Origin of the sequence: Marinobacter daqiaonensis (assembly GCF_900115285.1) — a bacterium.
GTDB classification, from domain to species: Bacteria; Pseudomonadota; Gammaproteobacteria; order Pseudomonadales; family Oleiphilaceae; genus Marinobacter; species Marinobacter daqiaonensis.
On sequence record NZ_FOYW01000001.1, the window covers coordinates 175,301 to 192,081 of the forward strand.

Sequence of the window (16,781 nt, forward strand, 5' to 3'; positions counted from 1 at the left end):
GACAGGCAAAGGTAGCACTGCTGGCGGGATTGTTCACCACCTGATGATGAGTAGGGCGGGTGGGCGCCCATGATATGGCAATCTCCGGGGGCGGGCCGGCTCGACAGAAATGCCAGCGAAAACGACGACGGTACGGCCAGCCTGTCATGAAAAAAGCCAAGCCATGTGTTTGCGCCGTACCGTGAAGAGGCTGGCGAGGAACTGGAATTCATTGCCCGGGAGCTGGACGACATTTTCGAGGCGATTGGCAGGGAAGCAACTCAAAGGTAGCGCATCCGGCCTCGCCGGCTGCTCACGGGTTGCCGTGAGTGACGGGGAGGTGGCCGGTTTTCACCCAGATAATGGTTTCCTGTTCCACGAACGGGTGGTGCTGACTCAGGTGGGGGCTGCGTGTCCACGTGCCTGCGGGGTAGCGACCGTGTTCATCACAGAACTCACCCGAAAGGACGAAAATCTCCTCGCCGCCAAAATGACGGTGGGGCTGGAACTTCTCGCGGGTGGGCCACTTCACCAGCGCCACATGCTCGTGCTCGAACTCGTGTAGGGGCATCACTTCCAGCCCTCCGATTCCGGGCAGCCACGGTGTGGTCCGTGTATCCACCCGTACCCGGGCCTGGTCGCCAGGGGCGAACTGATGCAGCTTGACCAGCAGCGTACAACCTTCCCGCGAGAAGGGCGCATGGCCACTTCCCGGCGGATTGCGGAAGTAGGTGCCGGCGGGAAAATCTCCGGTTTCATCGGAGAATACCCCCTCCAGCACCAGGATTTCCTCGCCGAGGGGGTGTTCGTGGCGTTGGAAACTGGCGCCGGGCTCGTAACGTACCACGCTGGTGGCATGGCCCCGCTCCGCCTCCTGCCTCGCCAGAGGCTTGCGCAGTACGCCGCCGGCCGGACTGGGAATCCAGTCCTGCCGGTTGGTGTCGATGACCACCCTGCGGTCGAAGTCCATGTTCAGCATCTCTGATCCCCCAGTCATGAATTTGGTAAGATGCTTACGTAACCGGCGCTAGACCGGATGCTTATCCGCCACAGGCCTGCTCCGGGCCACAACGTTGCCGCCGGCTTTCGCCCCCCGCAAGGCGTGCAGTTTCCGGTAACTCTCGATCAGGCGCAGGTGCTTGTCCAGACCTTCCAGCTGCATGTTGGTTGGGGTCAGGCCGTGGAAACGCACCTCACCGTTCACCGAGCCGATCACCGCATCCATGGTTTCATCGCCAAACATTCGCCGGAGGTTGACCTCGTAGTCACTCAGCTCCAGCTCGTCATCAAGGGCGATTTCCAGAACCGCGTTCACCGCCCGGTAGAACAGGTTGCGTTCGACGGTATTGTCGTTGAACTGGAGGAAGGCTTCCGTCCGTTCCAGGGCTTCCTCGTGCTGCTGCAGGGCAAGGTTGATCAGCAGCTTCAGCTCCAGGATGGTGAGCTGGCCCCAGACCGTGTTCTCGTCGAACTCGATGCCGATGAGGGTAATGATGTCCGTGTAGTCGTCCATCTGGCTTTCTTCCAGACGCTCGGCCAGATCATTCAGTTGCTCGTCGTCCAGAGAGTGGAGGTTGAGGATGTCCTCCCGGTAGTCCAGGGCCTTGTTGGTGTTGTCCCAGATCAGGTCCTCCACCTCGTAAACCTCGGAATAGCCCGGCACCAGGATGCGGCAGACCGGCGCGCCCAGGTCCTCGTGCACTGCCATGTAGGCCTCCTTGCCCAGATCCTCGAGGATACCGAACAGACGGTTGGCTTCCTCTTCGTTGGTACCGGAGAAATCCCACTCGCAGAACTCGTAGTCCGACCGGGCACTGAAGAAACGCCAGGACACCACCCCGGTGGAGTCGATAAAGTGCTCCACGAAGTTATTGGGCTCGGCCACCGCCAGACTGTTGAAGGTGGGCGGCGGTACGTCATTCAGGCCTTCAAAGCTGCGGCCCTGCATAAGCTCGGTGAGGCTGCGCTCCAGGGCCACCTCGAAGCTTGGGTGCGCCCCGAAGGAGGCGAACACACCGCCGGTCCTGGGGTTCATCAGGGTCACGCACATCACCGGGAATTCACCACCCAGGGAGGCGTCCTTTACCAGCACGGGAAAGCCCTGTTGCTCCAGGCCCCGGATGCCTTCCAGAATGTTCGGGTACTTCTCCAGCACCGACAGGGGCACGTCCGGCAGCGCGATCTCTTCCTCGATAATCTGCTTTTTGACCGCCCGCTCGAAGATCTCCGACAGGCACTGTACCTGGGCCTCCTGCAGGGTGTTGCCGGCACTCATGCCGTTGCTGAGGAACAGGTTCTCGATGAGGTTCGAGGGAAAATACACCACCTCGCCGTCGGACTGCCGGACAAAGGGCAGGGCACAGATGCCCCGTTCCACCTTGCCGGAGTTCGTGTCGATGAGGTTGGAGCCGGCCAGCTCGCCGTCCGGGTTATAGATGGCCAGGCAATGGTCATCCAGAATGCCTTCGGGAAGCTCGTCGTTCGGTCCCGGTTTGAACCATTCTTCGTTCGGGTAATGGACAAAGGCGCTGTTGGCGATCTCCTCCCCGAAGAACTGATCGTTGTAGAAGAAGTTGCAGCTCAGGCGCTCAATGAACTCCCCCAGAGCGGAACACAGGGCGCTTTCCTTGGTGGCGCCCTTGCCGTTGGTAAAGCACATGGGCGACGCCGCATCGCGGATGTGCAGTGACCATACATGGGGGACGATATTACGCCAGGAGGAGATCTCGATCTTCATGCCCAGGTCCGCAAGGATGCCGGTCATGTTGGCGATGGTCTGCTCCAGGGGCAGGTCCTTGCCCTCAATGTAGGTGCTCTGCGCGCTGTCCGGTTTTACCATCAGCAGGGCCTGGGCGTCAGCGTCCAGGTTCTCCACTGTCTCGATTTCAAACGTTGGACCGGTCTGCACCACCTTCTTGACCGTGCAGCGATCGATCGATCGAAGGATGCCCTGCCGGTCCTTCTCGGAAATGTCCTCCGGCAACTCCACCTCAATCCTGAAAATCTGGTTATAGCGATTCTCGGGGTCGACGATGTTGTTCTGGGACAACCGGATATTCTCCGTGGGAATGTCCCGCGCCAGACAGTAAACCCGCACGAAATAGGCCGCGCAGAGCGCCGAGGACGCGAGGAAATAATCGAAGGGGCTGGGCGCCGAACCATCTCCCTTGTAGCGGATAGGCTGGTCCGTGACGACGGTGAAGTCATCAAACTTGGCTTCCAGTCTGAGGTTGTCGAGAAAATTGACGTTGATTTCCATTGCGAGGGTATCCGGATTGAAGAATTTGGCGCGCCAGGGCGTGGCTGGAGACATTATCCAGTTTTCGCGGGCCTTCGTCTCGACCAGTGGCGACAAAATGCGTTTCCGCGGACCTTCTCCGGCGGGTGTCTGCCACCGGATTGAATGGGAGCTGGACAGCTTCCCGCCACTAAAGTTTCCCGACGCCCCGCCGATCAGTAAAAGAGTTTGATATTCGTCAGGAATCTATCCCCCGGAGCATCTCGTATCAGGTGCACCGCCAGTCAGTCGGCAGAACGGTAACCCATAATGGCTCATTTGAAAGAATGGTTTGGATTGATACGGCACCGGGTCTATTTCCTGGTGGGGTTGGGCGTGATGGTGACCCTGCTGGCGGGCTCGGTCTCGTATTTCGTGTTCAATACCCTGGATGTGGTGACCCTGATCGCAAGGCTCGAGCGATCCCATACCGTTGATGTATTCAGGGCGAGTTCCAGCCTGCACCAGTACGTCAATACAGAGGATGAAGCCGACTACGGGGAATTCGAGGAACGCCTCGGACGCGCCCTGGCCTACAGCGAGCTTTTCGCGGCGACACCTGAACTTCTCGAAACAGAATCCACCTCGGCGTTTGCCCGGCAACTGCAGCAAACCTTCCGTGAGATCAGGGACGCGGACCAGGCCAGGGGCTTTGCCCTGCGCCTGGAGATACTCGAGAGCAATCCCATCGCCCAGCGGCTGATCGCATTATCGGCTGAAGTCTCTGGCGTCTCGGAACAGATACTCGCCGTTGCCGCGGAGCTCAGGAATACCACCGACCCGTCGCGGCGCCAACAGCTTATCGAGGAACTTGATGTCAGAGAAAGGGAGGTCAACGAACTGGCGCATCAGTTCTCGGATCTTACCGGTGAGCTCTCCCAGTTCGCGATTTCCCTGGCCGTGACGGTTCTCGTTCTTGTGCTGATCCTGGGCATGCTGGTGCTGGGGATTGTCGCCTGGCTGCTTCTCCGTCCCATGAATCGCTCGGTGGCCCAGGCCGTGGAGACTATCCAGAACCTTGCCGACGGGTACCTGGATTCCAGACAGTACACCGCTCCGGGGGAAATGGGTCAGATCCTGGCAGCCACCAACCGCCTTCAGCAACAACTGAGCCGTGTGGTCAGCGACAGCCATTCCATTTCCCAGACCCTGGCCAGCAGTGCCGAGGAGCTGTCGACAACCACAGACGCTCTGCTTCAGGGGGCCGAGGAGCAGTCACAGGGAGTGAAAGTGGTCAGTGGTTCCGTCCAGCAGATGTCGGAGAGTGAAGCGACGGTCGCTGGCAAGGCCAGGGAGACCCGCGACGTATCGATGCAGACCGAAACGCTTGCCCGGGAAGGCGGTGAGAGTGTGACCCGGGCCGTAGCGGGAATGAACCGCATGCAACAGGCGGTAAGCCAGTCCTCCACCACGACGGAAGCCCTCACCAGAGCCAGCGCGAGAGTCCATGAGGTGGTCGACACGATACAGGCCATTGCGGAACAGACCAATCTGCTGGCCCTGAATGCGGCCATTGAGGCGGCCAGGGCAGGGGAGCATGGCAGGGGCTTCTCCGTTGTTGCCGACGAGGTGCGGGCACTTTCGACCCGGACCCAGGAGGCAACCCAGGACGCCGCCAAGGCCCTGGATACCATTGAAACCCAGGTGTCACAGGCGACGACCTCGATGGAACTGTGCCAGTCAGAAGTCCAGGCGGCGCTGGATGTCACCAATGAGCTAGAGCGGGCGTTTCAGGGCATTATGGCTTCATCCAGTGAGGGCCGTTCCCATAATGAGCATATTGCCGGTGCTCTCCAGGAAAATGCGACGCGGGCAGAGCAGATCCTGGAACAGGTCAGTGGCATAAGCCGCATTACCTCAAATACAGAGCAGTCAAGCCAGCAGATCAATACTGCGGCAGACCAGCTCGCCAGGACCGCCGCGGAACTGAAGGACCTGCTGGAGTGGTTCAAGGCCAGTGGGCGCTCGAAGCGATAGCAGGAATTTCAGACTGTTCTACGATCTGGGTCAGGACCTGCGAAGGCCCGCCTGTCTGCTGCGCCCATTGTTTCCATAAGCGTCGCTGCGCTCTACTGCCAATTGGGACAACATGGCCATCGTTCTTTTCTCCGGGTGAAACCGATTCCCTATCGCCAAATGCGATATTTACCCATGTCCTCTTACCGACTTTAATGAAGGAACTCTTTCCTCCTTTGGCTCCAGGCTCCTCACAGCTTGGGGTGGCAGAAAGGAAGCAGCCACCGCCGCGCAGCGACAGAAGGACATAACCATGCCTTATCAGAAAAACTCTGAACTACCGGACAATATCAGGGATAACCTGCCGTCCCATGCCCAGGAAATCTACCGGAAGGCCTTTAACTCCGCCTGGGACGAGTACAGCGATCCGGACGATCGCCGTGGCGACGACAGCCGGGAAGAAACGGCTCACCGTGTCGCCTGGGCGGCGGTCAAGAAGGAGTACCATAAGAAAGGTGACCGCTGGGTCAGGGATGCGAATTGAGGGGAGGAACGCCAGCTTCGCCTTAACCTGCCTCACTGTTCCTTGTCGTAGTTAACGTCGGGGAACCGTTTTGACACGTATTCGCTGTGGCACTCGAGGCAGTTGCCCGTCATTTCACCGAAGATTCTGTGTTGTTCGTTTGTGTTCCGATTTCGACCTGCCTCAGCCAGTGATGCCGCCAGCCTGTGAAACTCCTTGTCCAGTTCTATAAAGCCTTCGGGCACCGCCGAGACGAGGTCTTTGCGGTCCTGCTCGGTCAATGACTGCTTAAGAATGAAGCTGTCATGAATCTGCTGGGCACTCTGTGCAACAGCCTCATGCTGGCCCATCACCATGGCTGAATGGATGGACGTCATGGCGCCCTGTATCGAACGCATTTCTTCCTGCAGCAGACGGCGTAGTTTGTCGGTGAGATCAGGCGTTACGGGCTCAGCCGCCAGGGGGCTGATTGCCAGGGCCAGGCACAGCGAAAAGCTTCCCAGGACTTTTCTGATGATGGCGATCATGAAATAGATTCCTTTTAATTGCAGGTTTAAAAAGACCATAGCATTGCATCTGGAGTTTGTCAGGGGAGGCGCCCTGGCCGGATTCAGGGTTAACAAGCCGTCCGCGTCAGGCGGGCGGCCCGACAGAGATTTGTCTTCGCTGCCCCATAAACTAGATTCTGAGTACCGGCCAAAGGAAAGCGGCGTTTGGTCATCACCAGTTAGCAGGGGAAGCTGAATGTCTGAAATAGCGGTCAAGCGGAACTTCAAACGATGGGCTCAGCTGGGCTATGGCTCGCGAGGTGTCGTTTACCTGGTGATAGGAGGCCTTGCCCTCCTTACCGCATTTGGTGAAGGTGGCGGTACTACCGACAGTCGCGGTGCGATTCTGGAAATACTCAGGCAGCCTTTTGGCCGGGTCTTGCTGGGATTAATGATAGTGGGCCTCCTGGGGTATGTGGCCTGGCGGTTCCTTCAGGCGGTCAAGGACACCGACGGCCACGGCCGTTCAGCAAAGGGTATCGTTGTGCGTGCGGGCCTGCTGGCAAGCTCGGTTACCCACGCTGTCCTGGCGGTCTGGGCCATCGGCCTGCTTATTCCCGGCAACGGCGGCTCTTCCGGCGGGCAGGGCAGGGAATCATTCCTCGCCACGGATGTAGGACAGATCGTTCTGGCCGTCGCGGGTATCGCGGTTTTTGTTGCCGGATTTGCGCAGGTATACAAGGGAGTGGCGGCCCGGTTCGAGCGCCACATGAGCATTCCCCCGGACAAAAAGGCCTGGGCGGATCCGGTTTGCCGCTTTGGCCTCATTGCGCGAGGTATCGTGTGGTTCATCATCGGCTGGTTCCTGGTCAACTCGGCGATAACCGCTTCTCAGGGTGAGATAAAGGGGATCGCGGCGGCGCTCGATGCCGTTCGTACCGCCGATTATGGTCAATGGTTGCTGGCCGTGGTCGCCGCGGGTCTGTTCTCTTTCGGAATCTATGGCATTCTCGAAGCGCTTTACCGTCGCATCGACATGCAGGAGGTCTGAACCATCAGACAGCTTCGGCTTCGGTGAGTGCTGGCCCCGGCAGGTGGCTGCTTTTTGAGGTTGGCTTCGCTATCGTCCCAGTGGTAATGATAACCCACTAAAAAACGACGTATACGGAGAGCTATCCCTTGAAAACAATAAATCCCACGTCCACCGCAATGTCCGAAGTGCTGTCAAAAACCCCAAAGGGCCAGCCAGTGGTAATGCTGAATCTGCTGAAGTTCCGCGAACAGGCGGACTATAAAGAGCGAGGCGGCGGTGTCAGTGGTCGTGACGCCTATCGGGAGTATGGGCGTGGGGCCATCCGTTGTATCCAGGCCGTCGGCGGGCAGCTGGTATGGTCCGGGAGGCCAACCGGTACCCTGATCGGCCCGGAAGACGAGCAGTGGGACGAGGTGCTGTTGGTGCGCTATCCCTCGCTGGATGCTTTCCTGAAAATGATCGACAGCCCTGAATACAAGAGCATTGTCCACCACCGGACAGCCGCTATCGAAGACTCCCGGCTGATGCCCATGCTGGAGTCGTAGAATACGCCAGCCAGAGTAAACACCTGTCCTCATCCTGATCTTTTACCAGTCCGTCTGCCCGAGCCGGGGGCAGACGGAGAAGCTGGGTCCTATCAAAGTGGGCATGGCGCCGACGCGTCCGGCGGTCAATATCTGCCCGTCTTTCGCGCTTCCCACCTCATACGTTGCCCCTGTCGCTCCAATCCGTAGATCAGGTCTCGAAAATTCCCTCTGACATTAATTTACAATCAGGAAACTGTCCGGAATTAATGCAGCGCCCCAGCAAAGGCCTCGACGGGTGCCTGCATCTGGTTCGACCGGGCAATCCGATTTTCCGAAAGACAAAGGGAAGCGATGGTGAGTGTCGTGATGGATCAGGCTGAGAACATCAACCTGGACAGCTGGAATCTGCCTGGTAATGACATGCAGCGCCAGACCTGGGCAGTCCCTCCCAGAAAGACCTGGAGGGTTGAGAACAAGTTTCGTCAGACCAGCGGCCGGGGCAAAACCAGTACGCTGTTCAAGCGATTCAACGGCCATTATCTCTCCATCAAGACTCATCGACGCAGAAAAGAGCTCCCCGAGCAGGTCATTGACCTGACTTTCGTGGAACCGACGCCCCGGGAGGTCAAGGATTACCGCTATGCACTCTGGTTCTTTTCCGTCTGCCTGCTGATACTGCCTGCGAGCGTTTATTCGCTGGTTCCGTTCTCGCCGCTTTGGCTTGGGGTGCCGGTGGTGGTCTCGCTGATACTGATGCTGGCGGCCGTGTGCCTGAGACGTCACCGGTTCGATTTCCTGGCGCTCAATAGTGACGTTGTGCTTTTCTACATAGACGCTCTGGCGACCGATCAGGAAAAGGTGACTGCCTTTATCGAAACGGTGTGCGACGGCATTGCGCGAGGCCAGCGACAACTGCCCGTGGGCAAGCAAAGGATACCCCTGGCAGTAGTGGAAATGCGCCGGCTCGCGGGTGAGGGGGTTATCACCTCAGGGCAATACGAAACCATCAAGAGGAACTGGTTTTCCCTTTAGGAGATTCACCTGGACGGTATTGATCGACGCAGAAAAGGGATGGCAGAGGCGGTCGCCTCTGCCTCCCGATTACTCAACCTTCAGTGGAGAAGGCTGGAAATTACTTCTGTGTTTCGTACTCAGGTGCAGACTGCAATTCCTCTCGGGTCAGGTTGATCCGAAGTTCCTGCTCATCCGCAGTGCCTGATTTCGTGAGGTGGTCCCAGCCAATGGCTACATCTTTTTCACCCATGCCGAGGAATCCGCCGACACCAACGACAAGAGCCACAACCTGCCCGTTCTTGTCGATAATCAGATCACTCACCGAGCCCACTTCCTCATCACCAGTGGTGTTGACCTCGGCACCGATCAGCTCGCTCGCCTGCATCCCTTCAGCGGGAGCGGATTGCATGTAGCGCTGGCTTGGCAGGGAAGACTTGTCCTGCATTTTGTTGTCGCCTTGCGCCATCCTGTCCTGGGATTGCATGGTGCCCTGGTCACTCTGGGAGCTCTGTTGATGCATCTCTTTGTCTTTGGTTTTGTCTGCGGATTGCTCAGCCAGCACGGAACCTGCCCCCAGCGTCATAATTGGGGCAACCAATGCGTAAAAGGCAACTGAATGTAGAGTTCTCATCTGATTCTCCTTCGAACCGGGTCCGTCAGTCGGACAGAATGTCCGTTTTTGACCGCTTCATCAGAGCTTTTTCTTCCCGGGTATCGTTCTTGGGTTTGAGACTGAATCACTGCCTAACATCGAGTTCAGGATGAGGTTTCAAGGTACGCCGGGTGAGTTGGCCGGTCGGTTCGCTGACGCACTGAGACGGCGTTTCTTTCATGACGCTTCTTTCATCCCATGGTAACCGGACGTCTCGGGGCTTAAAGGCGGCGGAATGGCAGCGACAGGAGCGTTGGAAAAAGGGGCTATGCGCTTAACATTTTCGCTACAGACATCTGTCAGCATTGCCAGTAACTTGCCGGAGCAATCCAGATCCTGACTTCATAGCCGGCATTCTGGAGCTGCTCGTTTCAGCTCGGGCATGAGTGAAAGGGGCCCCGCTTGCCGGGTCGATTCCGGTGATGTCAGTTACTTCTGTTCGGAGACTGCCGTGCGAACAGCTCTGGGTGCGCGTCGTTCCATGTTCGGGTTGGTATTGGCCACATTCCTGCCATTGGCGTGTCCACTGGCTGCCGATAACCGGGAAGTCGGATATCGGCTGCTCGAACTGGATGGCTACAAGGTCAAGTGGGGCGAGCAGAGGCTGGGTGAGGGGGCGAGCATCAGCTATGCCTTTGCTGACCAGGTAATGCGGTTTGATGATGCGCGCAACTGTGGTGACCTTGCACCGATGACAGCGCTTTCCGGGCAGGACCTGTCCTTTGAAACCCTGGTGCGCGAGACCACCGCGGCGTTCCGGGTCTGGGAGCGCGCCGCCAATCTGTCATTCCACCGGGTTGACGATGCCCGGGATGCGGATATTGTTCTCGGTGCCCAAGGTCAGCCGTTCGGACGCGCATTTGCCAATGTAGCCTACGGCCCCGACCTGAAAGACGATATCCGCGTCATCGACCAGGCCCTGATATGCCTGAACCCCCAGCACAGATGGAAAGTGGGCTTTGACGGCGACAATGAGGTCTACGATATCCGCTATGTGCTGATTCATGAGATCGGTCACGCCATCGGCCTGGATCACCCCGGCCCTTCCGGGCAGGTGATGGGGTTCCGCTATACCGAGGAATTCGCTGAACTGCAGCCAGGGGATCTCGACGGTGTCCGTCGGCTCTACGGCCATCGTACCGAAAGTCCCCAGGTGGCCACTGGTACCGACGCCCGTGTCATCGAGATGCTGCCCGAAGCGAACCATCCAATCATTCCCATCGACAATGCCGCAGCAGGCTCCACCGGGAACGAAGACGCGCGCACGCTCTGAGCCTGACCGGATGAACGACTATTCAAACGCCCACCGGCGTCCGACCGCTCTCAGGGGCGGGCGTCAGCAAACCCGGCAACGCGACGCACCGCATCAATATCGCCCTCGAATGTCATGGCCTTCTCCGAGCGGACCAGCGCCATCCGGGAGTGCGCCCGGGCTGTGGCCGTCATCGCCTTATCGCCCGTTTCGGCCAACGCATGAAAAGCCTTCTGAAGCCGGATGGACACTTCCACGATACCCGCGCCGTCCCGGGCGATTGCGGTAAAGGCATCGTCGAACAGGTCGTCAATCACCAGCGTCGGAACAGACACGCGGTCATAGGTGACTGGCTGTAACCGGTCATCGTCAAGGGGAGATTGCCAAAGGGTGAACAGTCTTACCAGTGCACCAATGACATTGATCGCGGTGCCCGGATCATTTATGCCGGGCGACAGCGCCTTGTCGGCGATCTCGGACAACGCAAGAAGTCCGAAGCGGGGATCATCCTCGAAGGTGCGGTTTGCCCCGATCGTGAAGGCTGAGGAGACGTCGTCCGGCTTGAACTCCGCACTCCCCTCGATGTAAAGCAGCGGCCTGCTCGTGCTCACAAATGTCCCGGGAAGAGTTGCCACCCTTACGCGGCAATTGAGCGCTTCGGCCCGGGATTGTAACGTCTCCAGATCAATATGCTGGATGTAACCAACCGTCGGAGCGTACACGGCGATACCCTGGTCTGCGTCCTGATGCGGGGAGGTTGCCAGAGCCCCGAGCGTGGGCGCATGGCGGCGACGATCCAGAGCATCACCGGCAGCGTTTTCGACCTGCTTGATGGTGTTCACCACCCTGCCCAGCCGGGCAATCCTGTCCACCCATCGAACGAACGTGACGATGACAACGGCCAGCACCAGGAGGGTGAGTACGAACACGGCAAACAGTCCGGCAGAGTCGAAAAGGTCATTCTGGACGGCTGTCAGGGAAACAACACTGAAGATGAAGGCCCCTATGAATACAGACAAGGCATTCTGGGAAACGTCATCATCAATAACCAGGGGTATGGAACGCGGCGTCGCGCCGGTGCTGGCGGAGGCATAAGCGGCGATCATGGAGCCCACCGCAAACGTCGCGATAACCAGCATGCTGGAGGCCATGATTGAGAGCAGGGACTCGACGGATTCCAGGTTAATCTCGGGCAACACGCTGGCAAGCCCGGTGTTGTCCGCCAGTCTCGCGAGGAATGTAGCACCGATCGAAAGCACGCACAGGACCAGGGGTTTCACCCACAATCGCTCCTTGATCCGGCTGTACAGAAAGCGCAGCCTGTCCGAGGTGAACAGTTTTGATCGGGCCATCGTCGTATCTTCCATGTAGTGTACAGGATGGACAGGAGCAGGGCATGAAAACGCCCGGACTTCCCGGCAGGATGGACTCGATGTTACGCCTGCATGGCGCAGGAGACACCATGTGCATGGTATGTTCCAGGCGGGGCTCCGCAGTGGAAGTCTGAACCCGGGTATATGTACCTACGGAAAACATTAGGTAATCGAGGGCTGCGTAGGTTACTGTGTGGGGGTAGAAAAGATTTGTTACGAACTTCAAGAATACGACGTTTCTCTGGTTATTACTGGTAGTGCCCGTCCTGTTTTCGAGTCTTCATATTTTTTCCGCATATCGCCGACCGGCCGTCATTCCGATGAACCGGCAGCACACCAGATGATTGATCTCAGGATATCTTTATATGTCTAACACCACCGGTACTGTTAAGTTCTTCAACGAAGCAAAAGGCTTTGGTTTCATCACGCGTGAAAGCGGCCCGGACGTCTTCGTTCACTTCAGCGCCATCCAGGGCAGCGGTTTCAAGACTCTGGCAGAAGGCCAGCAGGTTGAATTCGATGTCAGCCAGGGCCAGAAAGGTCCCCAGGCGGATAATGTTGTCGCTATCTGAATAGCGGCGGCATGATCAAAAAAGGCAGCTTCGGCTGCCTTTTTTGGTGATTATGGCCCGTTCAATTCGGTCTGATCCGGTTGAAGCGCTCTTACTCCTCAGGCGTGACCCGGTAGATTTTCCCCGCATCAACCGCCACATACAGGTCGCCGTCCGGACCCAGGGCCAGTGAGCGGAAACGGGCCGATCCCATGGGTGCCGGCATTTCGGTAACATCACTGACCGAGAGGCCATCGCTCTTCTCCAGTTCGATGAGGTCAATCCGTTCGCCCGCGGGCGTTCCTCCGAAACCGATTCCCAGGAAACTGACCGCCAGGCGACCGTCCCAGGCCCCCCATTTTTCGCCAGTCAGGAATACGGCACCACTTATGCCCTGAGAGAGGCGATTGTTATTCCAGAGTGGTTCCATGGCATCGGGATAGGTCTGTGTATCCGTCATCGGCATGTACTCCGCGCGCTTTTCCGGCTTCATACCCTCGTTCTGATTGGGCTGATAACCACAGTAGTCATCCGGACAATCGCCACGACCTGCCATGTTCGGTCTGGGATCCCAGCCGCTGTTGCCTCCGGCCACCAGCGCATTGACCTCATCGGAATGCCAGGGGCCATGCTCCGTGACGATAGGCTGGGAGGTCTCAGGGTGAAAGGCGAGGCCCTGCACGTTGCGATGGCCGTAGGTGAAGATCCGCGGGTCGAAGCCTTCCGGCGTCGCGTCAGCGTTTCCGGGCGCCGCTTCGCCGTTCCGGTCGATACGCAACACTTTGCCACCGAGTGAATCTCCGGATTGTGGCAACCTGCTGTTGTGATTATCGCCTGTGGTAACGTAAAGGTATCCGTCATCCGGGCTGAACTGGAGCCTGCCGCCGTTATGGGCGCCCGGTCCTCCAAAGGGGTGGTCAGTGGCGGCCTCTTTATAGGGAATGTCCTCGACGATATCGGTGCGGTTGGAGATCTCGCTGAAGTCATCGTTCAGCGTCAGTCTGAGCACCCGGTTTGTGGGTGGGCTGTTCATTTTAGAGACCGAGTAGACGTAAATGGTCCGGTTCTCCGCGAAATCGGGGTCAACGGCGACTCCGTTCATTCCGGCCTGTCCCTCACAGAAAAGGTCATCTTCGGTAGAGGCATAGCCCTCGGTGTCATTCATGCCCAGCAGGTTGTTGACGGTTCCGTCTGGCAGGCGTACTGACAGGCCGCGGCACTTTTCGGTGAAAAACAGCGTTTCATCCGGGAGAAGGGTCATGCCCCATGGGCTTTCGAGCCCCGATAACACGGTAGTATGTTGAAGGTCCGGAGTGTCCGTGCTTGAGGTTGCAGCAATCGGCCAGCCGGTAATCAGTAAAGATGCGGCGACCGCGGTAAGTGGCCGCCCGGATAGTTTCTGAGACATTTCGGGGTACTCCTTTCCTTGTGAATCTTTGTGGATTCTTTTGGTGCACGATTTGAGTCTAGATTCACCTATTGGATGGTCAAGTTTTAACCATTGGGCATTTTGCTTTTGGGGCACTAGGGAAAGGCGACCATCTTTTGCTGGCTCTCGTCCCAGAGTTTGAGCCGGAAGGTGTTCAGGCTCTGTCGGAGAGTCAGGGGCTCTTTGGCACGCATGGCCGGTACTTCCCTGTAACACTCGGGCAGACGGTAATTGGGGATTCGGGCGTTGAGGTGGTGGATATGGTGATAGCCAATGTTAGCCGAAAACCACCTCAGCACACCTGGAAGTTGATAGAAGGAACTGCCCTCCATGGCGGCGCGCAGTGGATTCCACTCACTCTTTCGTGCCCAGTAGCCGCCCTCGAACTGATGCTGGACGTAAAACAGCCAGATGCCGCCCATGCCGGCCAGCCACAGTACGGGCAGCTGGATCAGTAAATAGGTCTGCCAGCCGATCGTCAGTGCCGCAATCAGGAATACGCCGAGGATGGCAAGATTCGTGAGTAGTATGCTTATGCGCTGTTTGTGCTGCACTTTCCGGCCCGGCAACCGGTTCCGGAGCAGGAAATTGAATATGGCGCCGAAACCCAGAAGTATCAGAGGATTTCGGTAAAGCCTGTAAAACCAGCGTTGGTGCGTCGGCAGTCTGGCATATTCCCGCAGGGTGAGGGTCCAGATATCGCCAAAGCCGCGGGTATCGAGATTGGCGTAACTGACGTGGTGACGAAGGTGGCTGAGGCGCCAGTCGTCGAATGACGTAAACACGAGGACACCCAACAGGCGTCCTATCCAGGTGTTGGCCTGCTTCGACGGCAGGAAGGACCCGTGGACGCAGTCGTGGAACAGAATGAAAAGGCGGACCAGGAATGCCCCTGCCAATACCGCAAGCGCCAGGGTCCACCAATAGGAATAATCCTGCTGGATCGAAAGGATCATCAGGTACCACAGGCCCGCATAGGGGGCCAGAGTATTGACGAGTTGCCAGACGGCCCTGCCGCGACTGGGCACCCGGTAGGGGCCCAGGGCCGGACGAACATCCGGCCATGAGGATTCGTCTTTCATACCGCCTCCATTCGATCCTTGCGGAGCCCGGGCCAGACCGGATACGTCTGATTCCCAGGCTCTGGCGCTGGTCCTGCACCGTCCTTCTTAATCAACAACCGAAAGGATAAGGCCCGGTCAGGTCGGGAGAGCGGACCTGTGGCTCAGGTCCTTCCTCAGTTTGATACGGCTCCTTTTCAACGCCGTCATAGTGAGCCTAGCCGCTGCCGGAAGGTTTTCAATGGACCATGATTACCGTTAGCAAATGTTCGGTCGTGGTTTAGCGGGACGATATCGCCGACTGTGGTGGAAGCGACCGGACCGGCAGGAACGGGGGACTGTGGATCTGTGTCGACAACCGGGACTATCTACGGTCTGTGACCGCCCATGAATGTGTCTTTACTCGTCGCTCCTGGCCCTGTGTCAGATTCCATACAACGCCTTCAGGTGGGCCATGAATTCCGGGCGATTGGCTGCAGCGTCAGCCCGTACTTTCCTGACGTGGGGTCTTTCCTCCATGCGCCTGAAGTAGTTATCCAGTCCGGGCACCTCTGACAGGGGATCCCGGTCCAGGAACGCCTTGCCGACGTTCCGTACGATGGGAAGGTTCAGAATCGCGGCAATATCCGCCACGGTGAACTGATCGCCATAGGCATACCGCTCGAAAGTCGACAGTTTTGGCAGCGCCTCCACAGCCTTGTTGAGGCTCTTTTCGACTTCTTTCAACACCGCGGGATCTGGTTGGGTTCCGCCCAGCAGGTTCGGAATCAGGCGGCGCGCCACAAGCTCGAAATAGAGCTCGATGAACTGCGACAGTTCCTGCACTTTGGCTATGTCGAAGGGTGTGGCTGGAAGCAGTGAAGGCTCCGGGTAGGCTCGTTCGATATATTCCAGAATCGCACGGGATTCACTGATGAATCCCTCAGGTGTTTCAAGGGCCGGCACTTTGCCCAGGGGGCTTTTGTCGAGATACTCCGGTTTGTACTTCGGTCCGACTCCGGTGAAGGACAGAACTTCCTCAAACTCAATGCCTTTCTCCAGAAGGGCGAGCTTGGGCACGTTGTAGTAATTGCTGGCGGAAAAGCCGTGAAGTCTGATCATTTTTATTCCCGTTATTTGTGACTGTGAAGCGTTCACTGGACCTGAAGTCAGCTCCAGGACGGTAAGCCATTGGCACAGATTATTATCGTCGGGTGGATACGACCGTCTGCTATCGTGAGGCCAAACGATAGCCCTCTTCCGGATTTTTCGCCAGTGCTCCCACCCGGGGCTACACTGATGGCTGGGAAAACGGAAAAGGAGGGGCATTTATGGACAGGCCCACGTTCGATGAACTCATGGATTTGGCCCAGCGTGACCCGGAAGGCTTCGAGGTATTGCGCACTGAACTGATTGAGGACTGTATCCGCCGCAGCTCAGGGAGAAACCAGCGCCGGCTGCGGGGCCTTCAGTTTGTGATCGATGGCCGGCGCCAGGTCGCCCGCACTCCCACCAGGGCGTTGCTGGATATTCAGGCCATGATGCACGACTCGCTTCTCGGGCTGCAACAGACCCTGCTGGGCCAGCCGCGCACCTCCAGGCCATCGGTGCCCACAAGTGCAAGCATTCTGCCGTTCCGACGATGTCAGTCATCCTGAATCATTGGTTCCCGGCTACCACACAGCCC

Annotated in this window: 16 protein-coding genes; 8 read left to right on the top strand and 8 right to left on the bottom strand. The window is 58.0% G+C overall.

Annotated features, from left to right (window positions below):
* Nucleotides 1–292 precede the first annotated feature (292 nt).
* Both BM346_RS00765 and BM346_RS00770 read right to left on the bottom strand, forming a co-directional pair.
* Nucleotides 293–958: a cupin domain-containing protein gene (locus BM346_RS00765; protein WP_092008414.1), complete on the bottom strand. Its 666-nt coding sequence runs from the start codon at nucleotides 956–958 to the stop codon at nucleotides 293–295.
* Between the two features lie 48 nt (nucleotides 959–1,006).
* The gene (locus BM346_RS00770) at nucleotides 1,007–3,238 is read right to left on the bottom strand and encodes an OsmC domain/YcaO domain-containing protein (RefSeq protein ID WP_092008415.1); all 2,232 of its coding nucleotides are present in this window, start codon (nucleotides 3,236–3,238) and stop codon (nucleotides 1,007–1,009) included.
* 288 nt (nucleotides 3,239–3,526) lie between these two features.
* Between BM346_RS00770 and BM346_RS00775 the strand changes: the two genes are divergently transcribed.
* A complete protein-coding gene (locus BM346_RS00775; RefSeq protein WP_092008416.1) occupies nucleotides 3,527–5,233 on the top strand; it encodes a methyl-accepting chemotaxis protein in 1,707 nt (568 codons plus the stop codon).
* Between the two features lie 292 nt (nucleotides 5,234–5,525).
* On the top strand, nucleotides 5,526–5,756 hold the full coding sequence (locus tag BM346_RS00780; protein WP_092008417.1) for a ChaB family protein: 231 nt from the start codon (nucleotides 5,526–5,528) through the stop codon (nucleotides 5,754–5,756).
* A 32-nt stretch (nucleotides 5,757–5,788) separates the two neighbouring features.
* Here the strand turns inward: BM346_RS00780 and BM346_RS00785 are convergent, their stop codons facing one another.
* Nucleotides 5,789–6,499 (bottom strand): cytochrome c, encoded by a 711-nt coding sequence (locus tag BM346_RS00785; protein WP_139229881.1) that lies wholly within the window; start codon nucleotides 6,497–6,499, stop codon nucleotides 5,789–5,791.
* On the opposite strand from BM346_RS00785, the gene BM346_RS00790 reads away from it, so the two are divergent.
* The 3 genes from BM346_RS00790 (at nucleotide 6,480) to BM346_RS00800 (ending at nucleotide 8,815) form a co-directional block, all read left to right on the top strand.
* Complete coding sequence (locus BM346_RS00790) at nucleotides 6,480–7,274, top strand: DUF1206 domain-containing protein (protein ID WP_092008419.1); 795 nt, start codon at nucleotides 6,480–6,482, stop codon at nucleotides 7,272–7,274. The two genes, BM346_RS00785 and BM346_RS00790, sit on opposite strands and share 20 nt — an antisense overlap.
* Before the next feature lie 128 nt (nucleotides 7,275–7,402).
* Nucleotides 7,403–7,801 (top strand): DUF1330 domain-containing protein, encoded by a 399-nt coding sequence (locus tag BM346_RS00795; RefSeq protein WP_092008420.1) that lies wholly within the window; start codon nucleotides 7,403–7,405, stop codon nucleotides 7,799–7,801.
* Between the two features lie 345 nt (nucleotides 7,802–8,146).
* On the top strand, nucleotides 8,147–8,815 hold the full coding sequence (locus BM346_RS00800; RefSeq protein WP_139229882.1) for a hypothetical protein: 669 nt from the start codon (nucleotides 8,147–8,149) through the stop codon (nucleotides 8,813–8,815).
* Nucleotides 8,816–8,915: 100 nt separating this feature from the next.
* On the opposite strand, the gene BM346_RS00805 is transcribed toward BM346_RS00800, so the two are convergent.
* On the bottom strand, nucleotides 8,916–9,428 hold the full coding sequence (locus BM346_RS00805) for a PRC-barrel domain-containing protein (RefSeq protein ID WP_092008422.1): 513 nt from the start codon (nucleotides 9,426–9,428) through the stop codon (nucleotides 8,916–8,918).
* Nucleotides 9,429–9,900: 472 nt separating this feature from the next.
* Here BM346_RS00805 and BM346_RS00810 point away from each other — a divergent pair, with 472 nt between their 5' ends.
* Entirely contained in the window at nucleotides 9,901–10,722 is an 822-nt protein-coding gene (locus BM346_RS00810) for a matrixin family metalloprotease (protein WP_206675713.1), read from the top strand.
* A 50-nt stretch (nucleotides 10,723–10,772) separates the two neighbouring features.
* On the opposite strand, the gene BM346_RS00815 is transcribed toward BM346_RS00810, so the two are convergent.
* Complete coding sequence (locus BM346_RS00815; protein ID WP_092008423.1) at nucleotides 10,773–12,053, bottom strand: DUF2254 domain-containing protein; 1,281 nt, start codon at nucleotides 12,051–12,053, stop codon at nucleotides 10,773–10,775.
* Between the two features lie 386 nt (nucleotides 12,054–12,439).
* Here BM346_RS00815 and BM346_RS00820 point away from each other — a divergent pair, with 386 nt between their 5' ends.
* Nucleotides 12,440–12,646 (top strand): cold-shock protein, encoded by a 207-nt coding sequence (locus tag BM346_RS00820; protein ID WP_092008424.1) that lies wholly within the window; start codon nucleotides 12,440–12,442, stop codon nucleotides 12,644–12,646.
* 91 nt (nucleotides 12,647–12,737) lie between these two features.
* Here the strand turns inward: BM346_RS00820 and BM346_RS00825 are convergent, their stop codons facing one another.
* The 3 genes from BM346_RS00825 to BM346_RS00835 form a co-directional block, all read right to left on the bottom strand.
* On the bottom strand, nucleotides 12,738–14,033 hold the full coding sequence (locus BM346_RS00825) for a PQQ-dependent sugar dehydrogenase (RefSeq protein ID WP_092008425.1): 1,296 nt from the start codon (nucleotides 14,031–14,033) through the stop codon (nucleotides 12,738–12,740).
* A gap of 116 nt (nucleotides 14,034–14,149) precedes the next feature.
* Nucleotides 14,150–15,136, bottom strand: a complete 987-nt coding sequence (locus BM346_RS00830; protein WP_092008426.1) for a fatty acid desaturase — start codon at nucleotides 15,134–15,136, stop codon at nucleotides 14,150–14,152.
* A gap of 402 nt (nucleotides 15,137–15,538) precedes the next feature.
* On the bottom strand, nucleotides 15,539–16,216 hold the full coding sequence (locus BM346_RS00835) for a glutathione S-transferase family protein (RefSeq protein WP_092008427.1): 678 nt from the start codon (nucleotides 16,214–16,216) through the stop codon (nucleotides 15,539–15,541).
* A gap of 209 nt (nucleotides 16,217–16,425) precedes the next feature.
* Here BM346_RS00835 and BM346_RS00840 point away from each other — a divergent pair, with 209 nt between their 5' ends.
* A complete protein-coding gene (locus tag BM346_RS00840) occupies nucleotides 16,426–16,752 on the top strand; it encodes a DUF3135 domain-containing protein (RefSeq protein ID WP_092008428.1) in 327 nt (108 codons plus the stop codon).
* Nucleotides 16,753–16,781 lie beyond the last annotated feature (29 nt).

Coding starts and splice junctions, on each gene's coding strand:
- BM346_RS00765 (WP_092008414.1), bottom strand. CDS start 958: ATGCTGAACATGGACTTCGACCGCAGGGTGGTCATCGACACCAACCGG.
- BM346_RS00770 (WP_092008415.1), bottom strand. CDS start 3,238: ATGGAAATCAACGTCAATTTTCTCGACAACCTCAGACTGGAAGCCAAG.
- BM346_RS00775 (WP_092008416.1), top strand. CDS start 3,527: ATGGCTCATTTGAAAGAATGGTTTGGATTGATACGGCACCGGGTCTAT.
- BM346_RS00780 (WP_092008417.1), top strand. CDS start 5,526: ATGCCTTATCAGAAAAACTCTGAACTACCGGACAATATCAGGGATAAC.
- BM346_RS00790 (WP_092008419.1), top strand. CDS start 6,480: ATGTCTGAAATAGCGGTCAAGCGGAACTTCAAACGATGGGCTCAGCTG.
- BM346_RS00805 (WP_092008422.1), bottom strand. CDS start 9,428: ATGAGAACTCTACATTCAGTTGCCTTTTACGCATTGGTTGCCCCAATT.
- BM346_RS00815 (WP_092008423.1), bottom strand. CDS start 12,053: ATGGCCCGATCAAAACTGTTCACCTCGGACAGGCTGCGCTTTCTGTAC.
- BM346_RS00820 (WP_092008424.1), top strand. CDS start 12,440: ATGTCTAACACCACCGGTACTGTTAAGTTCTTCAACGAAGCAAAAGGC.
- BM346_RS00825 (WP_092008425.1), bottom strand. CDS start 14,033: ATGTCTCAGAAACTATCCGGGCGGCCACTTACCGCGGTCGCCGCATCT.
- BM346_RS00830 (WP_092008426.1), bottom strand. CDS start 15,136: ATGAAAGACGAATCCTCATGGCCGGATGTTCGTCCGGCCCTGGGCCCC.
- BM346_RS00835 (WP_092008427.1), bottom strand. CDS start 16,216: ATGATCAGACTTCACGGCTTTTCCGCCAGCAATTACTACAACGTGCCC.
- BM346_RS00840 (WP_092008428.1), top strand. CDS start 16,426: ATGGACAGGCCCACGTTCGATGAACTCATGGATTTGGCCCAGCGTGAC.